Genomic DNA, 18,540 nt, shown 5'->3' with positions numbered 1-18,540 from the left:
TCGGTAATCTCTCCGGGATTTCTTCGGTACATCAAACAGTAGAAGAGCAATGGGCAGAGTGGCGCCCGGTGCCTCGCTGTTATGCTTTTACATGATTTTACACTTCGACATCGCTGGTGTCATGGCTCAATGAAACTGAGTTGTCTTTACTACTTTCTGCCACTTTCCCGGAATTTAGCGACACTTGACGCCTAAGTTCCTCAATTTCCCTCTTCAAAGCCTGATGTTCGGCGATCTTGATTTTCAGAAACTCTGCTGTCAGACGTGTTTTTGCCTCTATCCCACGGCGGGTCAGGAGGTACGCGTAAGCCTGCTTATTCTGGCTGTTCCGGAAGTTACTGGCCTTGATCATGCCCTTCTCGATCAACGCTTTCAGGCAATAGTTGACCTTCCCGAGGCTGATTCCGAGGGATTTGGCGAGCTGACGCTGGGTCAATTCGGGGTTGTCGTCCAGCAGTTTGAGGACTTTGTAGCGGTATTCGTCGGTCAGCATCTGGATGGGCTACCGCCCTACCTTGTCATGACGGCACAGCCAGGAAGTGGGGGTCGTGGAGCCCTTCCTGGGCGCGTTGTTCAATCGGTGAACGCATGGTAGGCAGGAGCGGTGTGAATTGCAAGCTTGGAGAGTGGGTTACTTCAGCGAAAACACCCCATGGCTCGTGATGACCATTTTGGTGCAATCGGCCAGGTTGTCTCCCAGGCAGGCCAGGCCGTTCTTATCCGTCCAGCCTGGCAATATGGGCGATCGGGTGAAGATTCGGCCCGACTTCAGGTCGATTTGAATGATATGGGTATCCCGCCAGTTGCCCGCGCCCTGCCCTTGCTGGTAGGCCACGAGGCTATCGGACGTTTGTGTGGGGAGCTCAAACACGCCATCTATCGGTGTTTCCGTGGTGAACTGCGCCACCACGCTCAGGCTGCTGTCGATGACCCAGAACTCGGTCTGCCGGATGGTATTCCATACAATAAGTTCCGGAACGCCATCGCCTGTTACATCCTGTTGTGCGTGGCTCATGTATAGTGGTTCGGTATCGAATGTGATGGTGCCGGTGCGCTGCACGTTATTGTCGCGGTACTCGTAGATGTCCAGCCGGGGCTTCCGCCCACTGGACTGAAACTCCCAAGGTACAAACAATGCTGGATTGGTGCCAGCAAACGTCGCCACAAACGGCCCCTCCTCCCCAAAGGTGCGCTCTGGCAGCGAGTCGTCCACCAACTCAAACGCATAGGTATCGCTATTTAGCCTATACAGTCCAGCGTCGCTGATTCCGTAGGCCTCCACTCGTCCATCACCATCCAGGTCGCCTGACCCGAGCGCAGTGGCAACCGCTTCCGCGCTGAAAATACTTACTCCCAATACCGGGTCTATCACACTGTAGCTGGGTGGCCAATGGGCGTATAGCCAGAAATCCCGGGATTCGTTCGCCGCACTGATGCTGACAACGTCATCCAGGCTATAAGGCGTGGGCAATTCGGGAAATCGTTGATGCCCGGTCCATTCCAGGTCAGCCGTGAGTGTGCTCAGGGTCATTTCGCTTTGCGGTTCGCCCTGCTCGTTCAGCCACTGGCGAACGCCGATCACATCGATACTGTTGGGGCCGCTACGAATCGTGCGCAGGCCATTCACACCGTCGAGCTCCAATGAGTAATGCTGAAAGCCGGACTCGTAGTGAACCGGGTCGTCGAGCAGGCTGAATTCGAATAGCTGTCCATCGTCGGCACTGCCCATCATGGCGGCGGAGTGGTCAGTAAATTGGCTCAGGCTTTCAAGCCGGCTCTGAGCCGTGTGCTCGCCCCGCTCCGGGTAAGTGATCTTCCGGCTCAACTCGAACACCGTGCCAGCGCGTTTGAGCAGGTAGAGTTGATCGGATCTGTAGGGGGCCAGGACGAGCTCGTCCCCCGGTTCGTCATCCAGATTGACGAACCGGGTTTCAAACCCGTATTCACCGTCCAGCTCGGGGACATTGAGGGTATAGGTCTGTAGCAAGGTCTCTGAGTCGTCACTGTAGTGTTCGACGGTGAACTGCTCGACGGCACCCGTTAACGGGAGCCAGAGAATATCATCGGCGCCGTCGCCATCGATATCGCCGTAGAGCACCGGCGTGTCGGGAAACAGCTCGGCAACCCTTTGCTCGGTGATGCTGGAGTCGCGGGGCACTTCGGCAATCAGACTGAAGTCCTCGCCAGACAGGGCGACATATTTTTCCGGGTACAGCAGCACTATATCCAACTGGCCGTCTGCGTTGTAGTCGATGACGGTTTTATCACTCAGGAAGTCGGTCGAGAAAGCTCTGGTTTCCAGGTGGCGGTATCGTGTGGCCCCCTCGTGCACTTCGATGATGGCGAAGGTATCGTTGTAATCGACCAGTTGTTCCGGATTACCGTCGTTGTTGATGTCCTGCCATCCGCGCGAGAGGTCATTGGGAGCACCGCCGCGGTTGGTGGCGGCGATCTCCAGTGCCCGGTTGGGGTAGTTGATGGTGAACTCCTGCACCACGGAGCGCTCGTTACTCACTTCAATACCGATGTATACACTGCCGCCTTTGGTCTGAAACAGGCGCTCGGGGATTCCGGTCACGAGGCCGGATGGGCTGACCTCAACGCCCGGTGGTCCATAGGCGATGGCATAGCTGAGCGGACCTGCTTCGGAGGCGTTGTTCACTTCGACTTGCAGCGACAGTGATTCAGAGCCGTCCTCGGACTCCAGCGCCACAACCTTTTCTACCTGGGGTAGCGGACCGGCGACAGTTACCGTGAAAGGCCGAACAACCTCATTGAATCCGTCACTGACCACGAGCTCCAGCTCGTGTGTGCCTCTGCAGGCGTCCCGAAGTTCAACTACCGGCGCACTTTTTGGCAATGCATCCTTGCAGCCGTCCGGTTTGCTCAGGTGGCGCCAGGAATAGGTGACGAAGTCATCATCCTCATCGCGAAAGTCGGAGGCGTCCAGAATCATCGTATGGCCTGGCTCGACCAATTCCGGCGTGTCCACCTGCCCTTGAGGCGCCTGGTTGTCACGATAGGGCCAAAGGAACAGGTCGTCGAGCGGCATTGAGGTTTCAAGGGCTGACACCGCAAATTCTGCCTCAATGGCGGGCGATGACAGTGAAAACTCCAGGATGGAGGCGGTGTAAGCGCGATAAAACGCCATATCGAGGCTGGTGTTCCCGGCGCCGTCCAGCCTGGTCTGCGACGTCCGGCCCGGCTCGGCGGTTATCTCTACATAACCCCAGTGGCTGTGGTAAATGGGGCCGGTCAGCGTACCGTCCAGGCTCTCGAGATCCCGGGCGTGGTAGGTGGCGTCCAGCGCGGAATTACGGATTGTCAGGTAATCCACCAACAGGCGGCGCTCTGGTGTTGTGGTGATTTGGCCGTAGTAATTGAAGCGCTCTCCCTCCACCTCAAGGGTGAGGTCCCGATAGGTGGCGATGGCATGGGTGGGCCACCCTTCGGCATCGATAAATACCTCCGAGATGACCTGGCCATGGGCCTTTCCGTGGTCGCGGCTCTCACACTGATCGAGTGTTATCACCTGGACAATCCGGTCATCCCGTTCGTGCTGGGCGTGATCCAGGCTGCCGCTGATGCACTGGAAATCCGAGGGGCCGGTGTAGGGGTAATCCAGTATTCCGGGCTTATCGATATAAAACTGCGTGGTACCGGCTTCGAATATGGGATCCAGAAGCTGGTAGACCGCTTCAACGAAGTAGAAGCTGTTCTGCCGTGTCAGCGAAGCCTGTTCTGTGATGCCGTCATAGCGCGGTTCAGGGAAGACGGGCCGATAGGACCGGATTTCCGGTATGTCATCAAGCGTGTCCAAGAGGCCGCCGGTGGGGTTTCCGGAGTTCTCTCCGGCACCCCCTCCTCCGCCACCACAGGCTGTCAGGGCAATTGTCAGGGCTGGGATGATGAGTCTCGTTTTGAGGGCATCCATGTTGGAACTCCTGTAGCGGTAACGGATTCCTGCCGCCCCATGGCTCCCGAGGCGGTTTATTATGTTGAATATGACGATAATACGTGGTTTGCGCTTGGGAATCACGTTTTGGGGTGCTGGGAAGTTGTCGGATTACGGCCTGCGGCCTAAGCCGACGATCGGTCTTTGTAGTGCCCTACGGGATCCAGTTCTCATGCTGATGGCGGACGCGGATGATCAGGATTTCCCCGGTGGGCTCCTCCCTATAAACAATGATATGTGCGCCAACGGGGTGAATTCGAACAGGGGGAGTGATTTCCTCTCGCACCGGTGCCGCCGTGGGGTTTTCTGCCAGGAATTCAAAACAGGCAGCCAGCTTGTCATGGTAGCTCTCTGCCTGATTGAGGCCGAATTCTTCGGTGGTATGGACAAAGATATCAAGAACGTCCTGCTCCGCTTCCTTGCTCAGCTGGTAGGTCATTTGGTGACGGCTTCCAGGGCGCGCTTCTTTATGGCCCGCATGTCCGATGAACTGCGCCCGCTGCGAAGCCCTTCATCGACCCGCGCTTGCAAATTGGCGATTTTTTGGGCTTTTTCCTGATCTTTTCGGATCAGATCCCGCACGTAATCGCTTGAGTTGCTAAATTTTCCGGTTTTGGCCTGCTGCTCTACCCAGGACTTCATTGGGTCCGGCAGGGAAACGTTCATGGTCGCCATGGTGACACCTCCTGACAAAGTAGTGTCTTGGTATTGGCAAAGATTGTCAAGAGCGAAGATCTCGCCGAAAGAGCCGAACCGTAAGTCACGTATGTCGCTTCCAGGGTGCCGGCTTATGGTCTTCGGCCTGAGCCGACCAGCGAGCCGGTTGGCACACAGTTTCCGCACAAAACCTTACACACTCCTACATTTTCCTTGGCTACGCTACCCGTGTACCTGTGTTCACTCACCACTATAGGGAAATGCCCATGACTCGTACATTACTGCTCGCCATCAGCCTGTCCCTGGTCGCCTGCTCCGGCGATGACCATCCTTCACCGGAGAACCCTCGACAAACGCTTTCAATTCCGGAAACCACCTTCTCCGGGGAGTACTCGGCTGAGGATTTCGATCTCGCCCAACCTGTGGATTATTGGGAGATTCGTCTGGGCGCGATTCCCGGGTTGGGTAGCGATGAATTTGAACGGTTGATGACCTTTGATGCGTCAACCCATGAGGCTCTGAATGATACTCAGAAAGCCATTCTTGAGGAGACCACGGTTCTTGATACTGGTTTTGGTGCTCAGTGTCGACCCTTGTATTGCCCGGTTTATGCGGTGTCTTTAACCGGTTTTGACGCGACCGTTATTGATTCCGACGCGCTATTACTGGAATTTTTTGGCGACATTGATACCGAGGCGGAGCTGTTTGTGTATTTGACTCACACTCCAAACTTAAGCGTACTGACGCCGCTGGCCTTTGAGGCGAACGACGAGGGTTATATCGTTCATGTGGCGTGGGACTCGCAGTGTCTGGTGCGCGGGGAGAATCTGATTCAGGTCTCGCCCGACGGGACGATCGAGACGCTGGAGGAGTTGAGTCAGGAGGAAACGGGGGTTTGTGTGTAGGTTTCTAGTCCGGAGGGAGTTGTCGGCTTACGGCCTTTGGCCTAAGCCGACCTACTGAGTGGGTAATTGCGGTTGCTTGCTTTCTCGTGGTTTTTGTCGGCTTACGGCCTTTGGCCTAAGCCGACCTACAGGACGGTATTGGCGGCTGCGTGCTTTCTCGTAGGTCGGCTTAGGCCGAAGGCCGTAAGCCGACTTACTCGTTAGTGGGCAGAAGGACATTGAAGTGGTGGTGACGGGAATCACCCAGTGCCTGGTACTTTTCCTTCAGGGCCTCTCTTGCGTCCCAGTCGCCATGGACCAGGCGGATGGTGCGGGGCCACTGCTTCATCCTTTTCACAAAATGCACCAGGTCGTTCTGATCCGCGTGGGCTGAGTAGCCGCCGATGGTGGTGACACCGGCCCGGATGGTGCGGCGCTCGCCGTCGAGTTCGACCCAGCCGTGGGTGGGCCCGTATTGCTGGATGGCACGACCGGGGGTGCCCTGGGCCTGGTAGCCGACGAACAGGACCTGGTGGCGCTCATCTTCCAGCATGGCTTTGAGGTAGTTCACCACCCTGCCCCCGGCGGCCATGCCGCTCGCCGCCAGGACGATGGCCGGGCGACCGGTCTTGGCGAGGTAGTCCACGGTCTGCAGGTGTTCTTCGTGGCTGTTGACGGTGTACAGGTTGTCAAAGCTCAGCGGGTGGCGACCGGCCTTGAGCCGCTTCTGGGCTTCGGCGTCCCAGAAGGGCTTGAGCTCCCGATACACGTCGGTGAATTTGGCGGCCAGGGGTGAGTCGACGATGATTTCCATTTTTTGCCAGGTTTCCCCGCCCCGGTAGATCAGGTCTTCCAGTTCATAGAGCAGCTCCTGGGTCCGGCCGATGCTGAAGGCGGGGATGATCACGGTGCCGTCGTTTTTCAGGGCGTGTTCGATGGCAGTTTTGAGTTTGAGGCGCCGATCCTTTCGGCTTTCGTGGGTGCGGTTGCCGTAGGTGCTTTCGATGATCAGGGTGTCTGCTTTGTAGGGGGACTTGGGCGCCGGCAACAGCGGCGCATAGGGCGCGCCCAGGTCGCCCGAGAAGACGGTGCGGTGGCTTTGTCCGGTGGTTTTATCGAGCTGGTCCACTTCAACATAGGCGGAGCCGAGGATGTGGCCGGCGCGCTGGAGTTTGATGCGGATTTTGCGTTGGTCGTCGTCCAGGATGGTGTGCCATTGCCGGTATGGTAGCGGTTTGAGCTGTTTGTTGACGGTGTCGAGGAATTGGTTGATCAGCCGCGAGTCCCGGGTGAAGCCGATTTTGAGGGCGTCTTCGATGACCAGCGGGAGGAGTTTGGCGGAGGGCTCCGAGCAGTAGATGGGGCCTTTGAATCCGGCGGCCATGAGGTATGGCAACCTTCCGATGTGGTCGATATGGACGTGGGTGACGATCAGGGCGAATACGGCGCTGAGGTCGAAGTGGATCTGGTGTTGTTCGAGGCTGTAGAGGTGGTCGGCGTCCTGGCCCTGGAAGAGGCCGCAATCGACGAGGACGGCGTGGTCGGGGCTGGCGATGTAGCGGTGGCAGCTGCCTGTGACGCCGTCGGCGCCGCCGTGGTGTTGGAATTTTGGGTAGTCCATTGGTGTTCTCAGCTAGAACGTAGGTCGGCTTAGGCCATCGGCCGTAAGCCGACACTAGCCCGCGGTGCAAAATCGTCGGCTTACGGCCTTTGGCCTAAGCCGACCTACTGGGCGAATTCATATAAGACAAGGGCCAGCGCGGGGCGCTGGCCCTTGATAGTGACGGTCTGATGCCTGACGCGACGGACCGTGCGTTTGCTCGTCCTGAGCCGTGCAGGCGGGCTGCACTTCCTGGTTCCCCTTCCCTCTTGAGCGGCTTCCTGTGACGTCTTGTCAGTGCTCGTCCTGTTGGCGTCCTGCCTGAGGTTCCTTTGCCGTTCCTGGCGGGTGTGTTTCCTTTCGCTTCCCTGTGATGTGTATTTTCCATAGGTCGGATGGCGCGGGAAATAGGAGATTATGGGTGGGTTTTGTAGGAGATTGACTACAAAGGTGGGGTGGTGTGAATTGGGTCACGCTTTGGGGGTTCGATTAATGGCTTTGGGTGTTTTACCGGGGGTTACGGCGGATGCGGGCTTCGCCCTTATCCGCCCTACGCAACCTGCCGTGCCATCCGTAGGGCGGATAAGCGAAGCGCATCCGCCGTCACCATGCCAACTGAAGGAACACATTGTCATGTATTACTCCGCTGACAAATTAATTGGCAACAAATACTGCTTATTTATACAGAAAAAGAGGCAAAAAAAGATGATTATTGGACCACCAACAGAACAAACTAGTCAGACTAGTCATTTCAGGGATTCACTGTTACCATCTGAACAAATTGGTCGAGCTTCAGGTGAACATATGGAATGGCAACTTCAACACGCGAAAAGCCGGTTAAGTGAGCTGATTGCTTCGGCGGACGTCAGTGGGCCACAGGTCATTACGGTACGTGGGCAGCGCAAAGCCGTTGTTTTGTCCGCCGCGGAGTACGAGCGGCTTAATCGGGGGGCAACCGCAGGAAGCCTTGTGCAGTTTTTCCGCGACTCGCCGCTTGGGGACGATGTCTTCGAGGTGGAGCGCGATAAGGATACTGGTCGAGAGGTCGATCTTTAATGCGATTTCTGCTGGATACCTGTGTGCTCTCCGAAGTGGTCAAACCGGAACCCAATCCGGGCGTAACAGCCTGGCTCGATGCGACGGATGAATATGTCTTGCATCTGAGCGTTTTGACTCTGGGAGAAATCCAGAAGGGTGTTTTCGGGCTGGCTTCCGGTCAGAGAAAACAGAGCCTTCAGTCATGGCTTGATCGGGACTTACGACATCGTTTTTCAGGCCGAATCTTGCCAGTGTCTGAAGATACGGCAACTGAGTGGGGTTTACTTAGCGGGGAGGCGAAGCAAAACGGCGTTTCCGCGCCGGTAATTGATACCTTGCTGGCAGCGACAGCCCGAGAGCACAACTTGGTGCTGGTGACTCGAAACACCAGGGATTTCGAGCCCTTTGCGTTACACCTGCTTAACCCGTGGCTCTAGTTTGAGTAGGTCGGCTTAGGCCGAAGAGCCGTAAGCCGACACAACACCTCCGAGGCACATTGTCGGCTTACGGCCTTTGGCCTAAGCCGACCTACTGGGCGAATTCATATAAGACAAGGGCCAGCGCGGGGCGCTGGCCCTTGATGGTGACGGTCTGATGCCTGACGCGACGGACCGTGCGTTTGCTCGTCCTGAGCTGTGCAGGCGGGCTGCACTTCCTGATTCCCCTTCCCTCTTGAGCGGCTTCCTGTGACGTCTTGTCAGTGCTCGTCCTGTTGGCATCCTGCCTGAGGTTCCTTTGCCGTTCCTGGCGGGGTGTGTTTCCTTTCGCTTCCCTGTGATGTGTATTCTCCACGGATACCGGGGTGTGGGAAATACGAGATTGTGAGTGGGTTTTGTAGGAGATTGACTACAAAGGTGGGGTGGTGTGACTTGGGTCACGCTTTTGGGGGTTCGATTAATGGCTGTGGGTGTTTTGTCGGGTGGTGACGGCGGATGCGGCCAGGCTTGGTGAGGGCGGATGCGCCTGCGGCTTATCCGCCCTACGGATGGCACGGCAGGTTGCGTAGGGCGGATCGGTCCGACGCCTCGGAGGGTGAAGCCCGCATCCGCCGTTACCCAAATCAACGCAACAACCAAAGCCTGTCGTAGGGCGGATCGGTCCGACGCATCGGAGCGAAGCGCATCCGCCGAAACCATGCCTACGCACGGGAGCCCCGTAGGTCGGTTTAGGCCAAAGGCCGTAAACCGACAATGTAACTCGGGGGTTGGCGTCGGCTTACGGCCTTTGGCCTAAGCCGACCTACTGGACTACGGGAAGCCGGGCATGAAACTGCGACATTAAATGTTTTACATTGGGTTGTTTGTTGGGTAATCTGGGTGTTTTCTGATCACTGATGGACGGGTTATGGGTGGTAAAAAGCTCTCTGCGGATGACTTGAACCGGCTGCGTAAGCAGGCGGTGCGGCTGCGGATTGAGCAAAAAACCTATAAGGAAATCAGTGAGTTAACGGGGTTAACTCGACCGACTATTACGGACGCTTACAAGCGGTTTGTGGCCGGGGGTTGGGCGGCGGTGGAGACTAAGGCTCGGGGGCGTCGGGGGCGTGACGTGTCTGCTGGCGGGGATGCCGGGGGGATTGAGCTGACTCAGCAGGGAGAGGCGGAGGCGTCTAAAGAAGGAATGGCGGATGCGGCAAGTCCTGCAACGGCGGATGCGCGCTTTGCGCTTATCCGCCCTACGCAGGGTGACGGTAGTGAGCTTTGGAGTCTTCGGGCTGTAAGCGGGTTTCTGGAGGCTCGGGGGATTGAGGTTACTGGGCGCAGTGCCGGGCGGTATATGGAGCGGTGGGGCTTGAGCGTTCCTGAGGGGCCTTCCCGTGAGGTACTGGATAAAGTGCTTTCCGAACGTGCGGTAGAGCCTGGGCGGCGGAAGGTGCTTACCGGGGGCGTTCGCTCTATCAATGGTGAGTACGAGGGTGAGCCGCTGCGCGGTTATCAGCTCTATGCCCGGGACGGTCGCGGGCAGCTGTTGTGGTCGGCCTTCCCTACCCCTCCTCGCGCCGACGATATCGCGACCTTTCTCGGTCGCTTGGAACAAACTGTGAGTACCGAAGCGGTGCTGGTACTTCAATCGGTAGACTTGAGCCGGCATGAGCCGCTAAAGCCCTGGTTAATGGGCGAACGACCCGTTCAATTATTAACCACACCCCATTGGCCTGCCCAACCTGCAAAGGGCACGTCTAATACCGAGGGTCCCGGGGAAAATTCGCACCCCAAGGATAGCGATCCTATCAGCTCTAGTCCCGTAGGGTGGCATAAGGCCGAAGGCCGTCATCCACCATTGAGCCATCCCGAACAGTCAACGCAACAAGCCAGACAATCACACTCCGATGCCGACCCTTCGGCATCGCGCAAACCATTAAAGAGGAATCCTATGGCACTCACACACCTTCAGCGGCTGGAGGCCGAGAGCATTCAGATTATGCGCGAAGTGGTCGCGGAAACGGAAAATCCGGTGATGCTGTACTCCATCGGTAAAGACAGTGCCGTAATGCTGCACCTGGCGATGAAGGCCTTTGCGCCGTCCGTTCCGCCCTTCCCTCTGCTGCACGTGGATACCACCTGGAAGTTTCAGGAGATGTACAAATTCCGCGCACGCATGGCGAAGGAAACCGGCATGAAGCTGATTGTCCACGTCAATGAGGAAGGCCGCGCCCAGGGCATCAACCCCTTTACTCATGGCTCGGCCATTCATACTGACATCATGAAAACCGAGGCGCTCAAGCAGGCGCTGACCAAGTACGGGTTCGATGCGGCTTTTGGGGGCGCGCGTCGGGACGAGGAGAAGTCCCGTGCGAAGGAGCGAATTTTTTCCTTCCGTACCGCCAACCACCGCTGGGACCCGAAGAACCAGCGCCCGGAAATCTGGAAGCTGTACAACGCCAGAAAACACCCGAAAGAGTCCATTCGTGTGTTCCCGCTGTCGAACTGGACGGAACTGGATATCTGGCAGTACATCCACCTGGAGCAGATTCCGATTGTGCCTTTGTATTACTCCGCCGAGCGCCCAGTGGTGGAGCGCGACGGTACGCTGATCATGGTGGACGATGACCGGATGCCGTTGAATCCCGGCGAGGTGCCGATGATGAAGAAGGTGCGTTTCCGGACGTTGGGTTGTTACCCGTTGACCGGCGCGGTTGAGTCCGAGGCGGATACTCTGCCGGATATTATTCAGGAGATGTTGTTGACCCGCACCTCGGAGCGCCAGGGGCGGATGATTGACCATGATTCTTCCGCGTCAATGGAGAAGAAGAAGCAGGAAGGGTATTTTTAGGACCGATATTTTTTGGGTGATATGGGTGCGTCGAATTGGGTTACGGCGGATGTGTCACGATCGGTTACGGCAGGTACATCACGATGGGTGACGGCGGATGCGCGCTTCGCGCTTATCCGCCCTACGCCACCTGCCGTGGTTTGCGTAGGGCGGATAAGCGAAGCGCATCCGCCGTAACCCCAACCGACACACACCACGGTGCCACCCGTAGGGCGGATAAGCGAAGTGCACCCGCCGTACCCCCAACCGACGCATACCACGGTGCCACCCGTAGGGCGGATAAGGCCAAAGGCCGCATCCGCCGTTGCCAAAGCTAGAATTAACAGGACAAGATTATGAGCCACCAATCGGAATTGATTGCAGAAGACATTAATGAATATCTGGAGCAGCACGAGCATAAGAGCCTGCTGCGTTTTATTACCTGCGGCAGCGTGGACGATGGCAAGAGTACGCTGATCGGGCGTCTGCTGTTTGAATCCAAGATGCTGTTTGAAGACCAGCTCGCCGCCGTGGAAGCGGATTCGGCCCGTTGGGGTACCCAAGGTGAGGAGATGGACTTTGCCCTGCTGGTGGATGGACTGGCCGCCGAACGCGAGCAAGGCATTACCATCGATGTGGCCTACCGGTTTTTCTCCACCGACCGACGCAAGTTCATTGTTGCCGATACCCCGGGGCATGAGCAGTACACCCGCAATATGGTGACCGGCGCTTCGACCGCCGATGCGGCGATTCTGATGGTCGATGCCCGCAAGGGCATTCTGACCCAGACCAAGCGCCACAGTTATCTCGCCGCACTGATCGGCATTCGCCATGTGGTGGTGGCGATCAACAAGATGGACCTGATGGATTATTCGGAAAAAACGTTTAATCGCATCGTTGAGGAGTATCGTGAGTTCGCCAAGCAGATCGGCCTGGAGAACATCACCTTTATTCCGATGTCCGCACTCCGGGGCGACAATATCATTGAGCGCAGTGAGCGCATGCCCTGGTATCGGGGTACAACTTTGATGGGTTACCTCGAAACGGTCGAGGTGGATGATGAACTGATGCAGGAATCGCCCTTCCGCATGACGGTGCAGTGGGTGAACCGACCCAATCTGGATTTCCGGGGTTTTTCCGGGCAGCTTGCCAGTGGGGTCATTCACCCGGGCGATAAAATACGCACCCTGCCCTCCGGCCGCGAGAGTTACGTGGAGCGCATTTACACGCTCGACGGCGATCTGGACGAGGCGGTGGCCGGACAATCCGTGACCCTGACTCTCACCGATGAGATCGATATTTCTCGGGGCGACCTGCTCTGTGCCTCAGACACACCGGCCTCCGTCGCCAATCAGTTCGAGGTGACCATCGTCTGGATGAATGACGAGCCGATGCTGCCAGGCCGTACCTACCTGATGAAAATCGGCTCAAAAACCGTATCGGCCACCATCACCGACATCAAGTATCAGGTGAATGTGAACACTCTGGAGCACACCGCGGCCAAGAACCTGGCGCTGAACGGCATCGGGGTGTGCACCATCAACCTGGACCAGGACATCGCCTTTGATGCTTATAAGGACAACCACGATACCGGTGGCTTCATCCTGATCGACCGCCTGAGCTATAACACCATGGGCGCAGGCATGATTCACTTTTCCCTGCGACGCAGCCAGAACATTACCGTTCAGCATGTGGATGTGAACAAGCAGGCGCGTCAGCAACTGAAGAACCAGAAGCCCTGCGTGTTGTGGTTGACCGGTTTGTCCGGCGCGGGCAAGTCCACGATTGCCAACCTGATTGAGAAGAAGCTGTATGCGCGCGGTCATCACACCTACCTGCTGGACGGTGACAATGTCCGTCACGGTCTGAACAAGGATCTGGGCTTCACCGATGCGGACCGGGTGGAAAATATCCGCCGGATTGCGGAGGTAGCCAAGCTGATGGTGGATGCGGGCCTGATTGTGATTACCGCGTTCATTTCGCCCTTCCGCTCCGAGCGGGATATGGCCCGTCACTTGCTGGAGGCCAATGAGTTTGTGGAGGTGTATGTGAATACGCCTCTGGAAGTGGCTGAACAGCGGGATGTGAAGGGGTTGTATCGCAAGGCGCGCAAGGGGGAGCTGAAGAACTTTACCGGGATTGACTCACCTTATGAGCCGCCGGTGAATGCGGAGTGTGTGTTGAATACCGCGGATATGTCCGCCGATGACGCCGCCGAGCGGGTGATTCAGTTTATGGCGGATCGGGGGTATTTGGCGTAGTTGTGTTGGGCGGGCGGCGTACGGCGTTGTCCGCGTAGGGCGGATAAGGGCGCAGCCCGCATCCGCCGTTACCACGCGTGACGTGTATTTACGGCGGATGCGCTTCGCTCCGATGCGTCGGACCGATCCGCCCTACTTCTTAGCACTATCCAATGTACGGGTTATGGCGGCGACGGCGCCGCCGATGTCGGCGAATTCGGCGGGGAGGATCATGGTGTTGTTTTCTTTCGCCAGGTTGCTGAACGCCCGCACGTACTGTTCCGCTACACGCAAGTTCACGGCGTCTTTGCCGCCTTCCAGGTTGATGGCTTCCGCAACGCGGCGAATACCTTCGGCGGTGGCGGTGGCGATCATTTCTATTTCCCGCGCTTTACCTTCGGCTTCGTTAATCTGACGCAGCTTTTCGGCTTCGGACAGGTTGATGGTTTCCTGCTTCTGCCCTTCAGATACGTTGATTTTTGCCTGACGCTCGCCTTCGGATTCGGCGACGGTGGCGCGGCGTTCACGTTCGGCGCGCATCTGTTTTTCCAGCGCGTCGAGAATGGTGGCGGGCAGTTCGATGTCGGCAATTTCGTAGCGCATGACTTTCACGCCCCAGGGTTTGGCCGCTTCATCCAACGCCTGCACTACCTGGACGTTGATTGATTCCCGCTCTTCAAAGGTTTTATCCAGATCGATTTTACCCACCACTGAACGCAGGGTGGTTTGCGCCAACTGGATGCCGGCGTAGCGGTAGTCGCTGATGCCGTAGCTGGCGAGTTTCGGGTCGATGACTTGCAGATAGATGACGCCGTTGACGACCACCTGGATGTTGTCTTTGGTCACACAGGCCTGGCTGGGGACGTCGATGGCTTCTTCTTTCAGTGTGTGCTGGTAGGACACTTTGTCGACGAAAGGAATCAGGATATGGAAGCCGGCTTCGAGGGTTTTGGCGTATTTACCGAGGCGCTCGACGATGAAGGCGGATCGCTGCGGGACGATTCGGACGGTTTTGACGAGGGTGATGATGACCAGCGCGACGATGGCCAGCATGATGATTGTGGGGATATCAAGTTCCATTGGTGGTTCTCCGGGTTAAGGTAATGAATTATGCAGTTCCATCAGATTATAGAGTCGCGTCACGCACGGTTACGGCGGATGCGCGCCGTCGGCGCTTATCCGCCCTACGCGAGTTGCCGTGGTATGCGTAGGGCGGATAAGGCCAAAGGCCGCATCCGCCGTTACGGTTTGGTGGCGCTGACTACCAAAATAATGCCTTTGTGTTCGCTGACCCACGCGGAGTCACCCATTTTCAGGGAGTCGGGAGATTCGGCGTCCCATTTGGCGCCGTTGAGCTGCACGCTGCCGGTGCCGTCGGTGAAGTCGGTCAGGACTTTGACTCGGGAGCCAATAACTCCAGCGTCGTCCATATCCTTGGCGGAGGGGTCGGCTTCGGTGCCGCGTAGCCAGCGGTGGAAGTGCTTTCGCAGGGCGAACAGGGCCACTAGGCTGAACACGGCGAAGACGGCCAGTTGGGCGGCCAGGGTGTCGATGATGCCTAGTAGTGTGAGCACGCCTACCAGTAGCGCGCCTATGCCGAAGAAGGCGGCGATCAGTCCGGGAATGAAGAGTTCGGAGAGCAGTAAGGCAATGCCCAGCAAGAGCCAGAATGCGTAGGTGGTGATCAGCATAGTAACGTCCGTGCGGTTGTTATCGGTTCAGGCAGCCATAGTACCATCCACCGCCCCGCACGGCACCCATTGCTCTCGCGTGGGTCGAATTAGCGCGCAGCGCGTAATCCGACGTTCGTGCTAAGGGGGTAATTGTCGGATTACGCGCTGTGCGCTAGTCCGACCTACTTAGGGCGTGGGTGGGGACTTCGATGTGCTGGGGTTGGTTGAGGAGGTTGAGTAGCAGGACCACCCGCTCCTCGCCTTTGGTGGCGTGCACTACGGCTTCCAGTTCACGGAAGGCGCCTTTGGTGATCACCACCCGGTCTCCTGCCCTGAACAGGGGTTCCGGCTCGGCGCCGTTAAGTAGCGCGCAGTGTTGCCGGAGGCCTTCGATGATATCGTCGGGTACCTGCTTGGGCACGCCATTGAAGGTCACCACCTGGGCGACGCCGCGGGTTGAGCGGATGACGCCCCAGTTGCTCTCGTCATCCAGAAGGATGAACAGGTAATGTGGGAACAGCGGCTCGGTAACGAGCCGGTATTTGTCGCGGTGTTTACGCTTAACCCGGTGCGACGGGAGAAAGCACTCAAAGCCCTGGTTGGCGAGGTGCTCCTCGGCCCGAAACGCGTGCCGTGGTTTGCATTGCACCAGGTACCATTGGGGTTGGGTCATAACATCTTCATCGGGCACGTTCTGCGCGCCGGGTTGTTGGCAATCGTTTGGCGAATCCGCAGAATTTGGTTTCGGCGAATGCGTCGAGTTGGGTTACGGCGGGTGCATCACGTTTGGTTACGGCGGATGCATCACGTGGCGTTACGGCGGATGCGCCTTCGGCTTATCCGCCCTACGGATGGCTCGGCAGCTTGTGTAGGGCGGATAAGGGCAAAGCCCGCATCCGCCGTTGCCAGCCTTTACGATGGCCGGCCCACGGAGTAGTACGTAAAGCCCTTCTTGACCATCCGCTTGGGATCAAACAGGTTTCGACCGTCGAACACCAACGGCTGGGCCAGCTGCTGTTTGATCAGGTCGAAATCCGGGGCGCGGAAGGCCTGCCATTCGGTGACAATCACCAGGGCGTCGGCGCCCTTGAGGGTGCTTTCTTTGGTGCCGCACAGGCTCAGGTCGTCACGGGTGCCGTAGATACGCTGGGTTTCTTCCATCGCTTCCGGATCATAGGCCTGTACCGTCGCGCCGGCGGCCCAGAGGGCTTCCATCAGTACCCGGGCCGGGGCTTCGCGCATGTCGTCGGTATTGGGCTTGAACGACAGGCCCCAAACGGCGAAGGTTTTGCCCTTCAGGTCGCCACCGTAGTGCTTGTTGATCTTCTGGAACAGGGTGGCTTTCTGTTCGTTGTTACGCGCTTCCACCGACTTGAGCACTTTGGCGTCGAAGTTGATGGCGTCAGCGGTGCGAATCAGGGCCTGAACGTCTTTCGGGAAGCATGAGCCGCCGTAGCCCACGCCGGGGTAGATAAACTGGTAGCCAATACGCGGGTCGCTGCCGATGCCCTGGCGCACGGCTTCGATATCCGCACCCAGCAATTCGGCCAGGTTGGCGATTTCGTTGATAAAGCTGATTTTGGTGGCCAGCATGCAGTTGGCGGCGTACTTGGTCAGCTCGGCACTGCGCACGTCCATGATCATGACTTTGTCATGGTTGCGGTTGAACGGCGCGTACAGCTCGCGCATGACTTCCTCGGCGTAGTCGTCATCGGTGCCGATGATAATACGGTCCGGCTTCATGCAGTCGGCCACCGCAGAGCCTTCTTTCAGGAATTCGGGATTGGACACCACGGCGAATTCGAGGTCGGTGCGGCCGCGCTTTTCCAGGGTTTCCGCGACTTTGGCTTTCACCTTGTCGGCAGTGCCCACGGGCACGGTGGACTTGTCGATAATGACCTGGCGCTTTTCCATGTGGGTGGCAATGGTCTCAGCCACGGCCAGGACGTATTTGAGGTCGGCGGAGCCGTCTTCGTCCGGCGGAGTACCTACAGCGATGAATTGCAGGTCACCGTGTTTAACGGCCTCGGCCGCGTCGGTGGTGAAATGCAGGCGGCCGGCGGCGTAGTTTTCAGTCACCAGCGGCTCCAGGCCGGGTTCGTAAATCGGGATTTCACCGTTTTTAAGGCGCTCGACCTTTTTGGCGTCTACATCAACACAGACCACGTCATGGCCGACTTCGGAGAGGATGGCGCCTTGCACCAGACCGACGTAGCCGGTGCCAAATACGGTAACTTTCATGCGGGTAAGGTCCCTTTCATAAAGAGAGTGGATTTCGTTGGGGCGTATGATAACGGGGTTGGGTGGGTATTTCTATGTGTGGGTTTGGATGCGGTGGATGCGGCGGGGTTTGGTAACGGCGGATGCGGCCGGGTTCGAGAACGGCGGATGCGGGCTTTGCCCTTATCCGCCCTACGCAACCTCCGCAGTCCGCGTAGGGCGGATAAGCGAAGCGCATCCGCCGCTCCCACTACTGGTACCGCGCAGACAGCGCCTGATACAGGTCATCTTTGAAGCTGGGACTCCCCGCATCCAGTTCCCGCACCACTTCCACCAGGTGCTCATTGTCTTCCCGACCATCCTGCCAGTGCTTGCGGTAGCTGCCATCCTTATACCCGTGGTCCTGGCGGAAGAAGTTGAGGACGTTTTTACCGACATAGCCCCGATAGAGGTCTTCAAAGCTCATATCGACACCCGCCATCAGGCGGCCGAATTTATCAATGTGGAACTGGCGGTCGGCCAGGGTGGCGCCGGCGAAGGCTTCCAGGTCGAGGCGGAAGTCGGGTTCGTCGGTGCTGACGTTGAGCTGTTGGTCGATATCGGAGGCCAGCGCATCGAGGTCGTCGCTGTTCTGCAGGAGGATGCTGAGGCCGAAGTGCCAGATGTCGATGAGTTCGAGGGCGACCTGGTCGGTGTCGGGGGTCTGCTTTTTCCACCATTTCCAGCCGTAGTGTTCGAGCAGCTCCGCGCATTCGATCCAGATGGCGCGGTAGAACTCGAATTGCTGGGAGCGCCATTCCGGGTGGACTTTGGTGTTCATGCTGTCTTGCAGGTCGAGCATGATCATCAGTTGTTGGGTGCGGGGCATCAGGTGTCTCCGGTTGGTTTTTGTGGCGGCATTATAACCTAGGAGCGAAGTTTTGTAGGGTAGTTAAAGCCCGGCCCGGGAAGAGAGGGCGCCGCTGGGTTCGGTTACGGCGGATGCGCGCATTGCGCTTATCCGCCCTACGCATACCACTGT

Annotated in this window: 15 protein-coding genes and 1 pseudogene; 6 read left to right on the top strand and 10 right to left on the bottom strand. The window is 57.7% G+C overall.

The genetic code is table 11. The features are described from left to right. Positions 1-97: 97 nt before the first annotated feature. The 4 genes from N645_RS16555 to N645_RS0103140 form a co-directional block, all read right to left on the bottom strand. On the bottom strand, positions 98-493 hold the full coding sequence (locus tag N645_RS16555) for a MarR family EPS-associated transcriptional regulator (protein WP_024460061.1): 396 nt from the start codon (positions 491-493) through the stop codon (positions 98-100). A gap of 138 nt (positions 494-631) precedes the next feature. Continuing rightward, positions 632-3,934 (bottom strand): hypothetical protein, encoded by a 3,303-nt coding sequence (locus tag N645_RS0103150; RefSeq protein ID WP_024460060.1) that lies wholly within the window; start codon positions 3,932-3,934, stop codon positions 632-634. A gap of 175 nt (positions 3,935-4,109) precedes the next feature. Then, positions 4,110-4,394 carry a type II toxin-antitoxin system RelE/ParE family toxin gene (locus tag N645_RS0103145; RefSeq protein WP_024460059.1) on the bottom strand — a complete coding sequence of 95 codons (285 nt, stop codon included), beginning with the start codon at positions 4,392-4,394 and terminating at the stop codon, positions 4,110-4,112. Then, on the bottom strand, positions 4,391-4,630 hold the full coding sequence (locus tag N645_RS0103140; RefSeq protein WP_024460058.1) for a type II toxin-antitoxin system ParD family antitoxin: 240 nt from the start codon (positions 4,628-4,630) through the stop codon (positions 4,391-4,393). The genes N645_RS0103145 and N645_RS0103140 overlap by 4 nt, the downstream gene beginning before the upstream one ends. A 248-nt stretch (positions 4,631-4,878) precedes the next feature. Here N645_RS0103140 and N645_RS0103135 point away from each other — a divergent pair, with 248 nt between their 5' ends. Further along, positions 4,879-5,517 carry a hypothetical protein gene (locus N645_RS0103135; RefSeq protein ID WP_024460057.1) on the top strand — a complete coding sequence of 213 codons (639 nt, stop codon included), beginning with the start codon at positions 4,879-4,881 and terminating at the stop codon, positions 5,515-5,517. A gap of 193 nt (positions 5,518-5,710) precedes the next feature. On the opposite strand, the gene N645_RS0103130 is transcribed toward N645_RS0103135, so the two are convergent. Beyond that, positions 5,711-7,117, bottom strand: a complete 1,407-nt coding sequence (locus N645_RS0103130; RefSeq protein WP_024460056.1) for an MBL fold metallo-hydrolase RNA specificity domain-containing protein — start codon at positions 7,115-7,117, stop codon at positions 5,711-5,713. Positions 7,118-7,729: 612 nt separating this feature from the next. Between N645_RS0103130 and N645_RS18240 the strand changes: the two genes are divergently transcribed. The 5 genes and pseudogenes from N645_RS18240 to cysN all read left to right on the top strand — a co-directional run bounded on the left by N645_RS18240 (position 7,730) and on the right by cysN (position 13,647). Continuing rightward, positions 7,730-8,152, top strand: coding sequence for a type II toxin-antitoxin system Phd/YefM family antitoxin (locus tag N645_RS18240; protein WP_238559189.1), 423 nt, complete (start codon positions 7,730-7,732; stop codon positions 8,150-8,152). After that, positions 8,152-8,571, top strand: a complete 420-nt coding sequence (locus N645_RS0103120; protein ID WP_024460054.1) for a type II toxin-antitoxin system VapC family toxin — start codon at positions 8,152-8,154, stop codon at positions 8,569-8,571. The genes N645_RS18240 and N645_RS0103120 overlap by 1 nt, the downstream gene beginning before the upstream one ends. A 907-nt stretch (positions 8,572-9,478) precedes the next feature. Further along, positions 9,479-9,676: pseudogene (locus N645_RS18505) on the top strand (helix-turn-helix domain-containing protein); the annotation flags it as partial. 78 nt (positions 9,677-9,754) lie between these two features. Next, positions 9,755-11,407, top strand: coding sequence for a sulfate adenylyltransferase subunit CysD (gene cysD / locus N645_RS18270; protein ID WP_369755122.1), 1,653 nt, complete (start codon positions 9,755-9,757; stop codon positions 11,405-11,407). A gap of 335 nt (positions 11,408-11,742) precedes the next feature. Beyond that, on the top strand, positions 11,743-13,647 hold the full coding sequence (gene cysN / locus N645_RS0103110; protein ID WP_024460052.1) for a sulfate adenylyltransferase subunit CysN: 1,905 nt from the start codon (positions 11,743-11,745) through the stop codon (positions 13,645-13,647). A gap of 132 nt (positions 13,648-13,779) precedes the next feature. Here the strand turns inward: cysN and N645_RS0103105 are convergent, their stop codons facing one another. The 5 genes from N645_RS0103105 to N645_RS0103085 form a co-directional block, all read right to left on the bottom strand. After that, positions 13,780-14,706, bottom strand: a complete 927-nt coding sequence (locus N645_RS0103105) for an SPFH domain-containing protein (RefSeq protein ID WP_024460051.1) — start codon at positions 14,704-14,706, stop codon at positions 13,780-13,782. Between the two features lie 161 nt (positions 14,707-14,867). Continuing rightward, the gene (locus N645_RS0103100) at positions 14,868-15,317 is read right to left on the bottom strand and encodes an NfeD family protein (protein ID WP_036159832.1); all 450 of its coding nucleotides are present in this window, start codon (positions 15,315-15,317) and stop codon (positions 14,868-14,870) included. 154 nt (positions 15,318-15,471) lie between these two features. Further along, positions 15,472-15,972 (bottom strand): transcription/translation regulatory transformer protein RfaH, encoded by a 501-nt coding sequence (rfaH, locus tag N645_RS0103095; RefSeq protein WP_024460049.1) that lies wholly within the window; start codon positions 15,970-15,972, stop codon positions 15,472-15,474. 239 nt (positions 15,973-16,211) lie between these two features. Then, positions 16,212-17,540: a UDP-glucose/GDP-mannose dehydrogenase family protein gene (locus tag N645_RS0103090; protein WP_024460048.1), complete on the bottom strand. Its 1,329-nt coding sequence runs from the start codon at positions 17,538-17,540 to the stop codon at positions 16,212-16,214. Positions 17,541-17,769: 229 nt separating this feature from the next. Further along, positions 17,770-18,387 carry a dUTP diphosphatase gene (locus tag N645_RS0103085; protein ID WP_024460047.1) on the bottom strand — a complete coding sequence of 206 codons (618 nt, stop codon included), beginning with the start codon at positions 18,385-18,387 and terminating at the stop codon, positions 17,770-17,772. Between the last annotated feature and the right edge of the window lie 153 nt (positions 18,388-18,540).

This window comes from Marinimicrobium sp. LS-A18, from assembly GCF_000463525.1.
In the GTDB taxonomy this organism is placed as follows: domain Bacteria; phylum Pseudomonadota; class Gammaproteobacteria; order Pseudomonadales; family Cellvibrionaceae; genus Marinimicrobium; species Marinimicrobium koreense.
The sequence above is the reverse complement of the archived record's forward strand: the minus strand, read 5'-3'. Positions and strand labels throughout refer to the sequence as shown.

What these genes read in the sequence shown, in the direction of transcription:
- N645_RS16555 (WP_024460061.1), bottom strand. Translation starts at nt 493, where the DNA reads ATGCTGACCGACGAATACCGCTACAAAGTCCTCAAACTGCTGGACGAC.
- N645_RS0103150 (WP_024460060.1), bottom strand. Translation starts at nt 3,934, where the DNA reads ATGGATGCCCTCAAAACGAGACTCATCATCCCAGCCCTGACAATTGCC.
- N645_RS0103145 (WP_024460059.1), bottom strand. Translation starts at nt 4,394, where the DNA reads ATGACCTACCAGCTGAGCAAGGAAGCGGAGCAGGACGTTCTTGATATC.
- N645_RS0103140 (WP_024460058.1), bottom strand. Translation starts at nt 4,630, where the DNA reads ATGGCGACCATGAACGTTTCCCTGCCGGACCCAATGAAGTCCTGGGTA.
- N645_RS0103135 (WP_024460057.1), top strand. Translation starts at nt 4,879, where the DNA reads ATGACTCGTACATTACTGCTCGCCATCAGCCTGTCCCTGGTCGCCTGC.
- N645_RS0103130 (WP_024460056.1), bottom strand. Translation starts at nt 7,117, where the DNA reads ATGGACTACCCAAAATTCCAACACCACGGCGGCGCCGACGGCGTCACA.
- N645_RS18240 (WP_238559189.1), top strand. Translation starts at nt 7,730, where the DNA reads ATGTATTACTCCGCTGACAAATTAATTGGCAACAAATACTGCTTATTT.
- N645_RS0103120 (WP_024460054.1), top strand. Translation starts at nt 8,152, where the DNA reads ATGCGATTTCTGCTGGATACCTGTGTGCTCTCCGAAGTGGTCAAACCG.
- cysD (WP_369755122.1), top strand. Translation starts at nt 9,755, where the DNA reads ATGGCGGATGCGGCAAGTCCTGCAACGGCGGATGCGCGCTTTGCGCTT.
- cysN (WP_024460052.1), top strand. Translation starts at nt 11,743, where the DNA reads ATGAGCCACCAATCGGAATTGATTGCAGAAGACATTAATGAATATCTG.
- N645_RS0103105 (WP_024460051.1), bottom strand. Translation starts at nt 14,706, where the DNA reads ATGGAACTTGATATCCCCACAATCATCATGCTGGCCATCGTCGCGCTG.
- N645_RS0103100 (WP_036159832.1), bottom strand. Translation starts at nt 15,317, where the DNA reads ATGCTGATCACCACCTACGCATTCTGGCTCTTGCTGGGCATTGCCTTA.
- rfaH (WP_024460049.1), bottom strand. Translation starts at nt 15,972, where the DNA reads ATGACCCAACCCCAATGGTACCTGGTGCAATGCAAACCACGGCACGCG.
- N645_RS0103090 (WP_024460048.1), bottom strand. Translation starts at nt 17,540, where the DNA reads ATGAAAGTTACCGTATTTGGCACCGGCTACGTCGGTCTGGTGCAAGGC.
- N645_RS0103085 (WP_024460047.1), bottom strand. Translation starts at nt 18,387, where the DNA reads ATGCCCCGCACCCAACAACTGATGATCATGCTCGACCTGCAAGACAGC.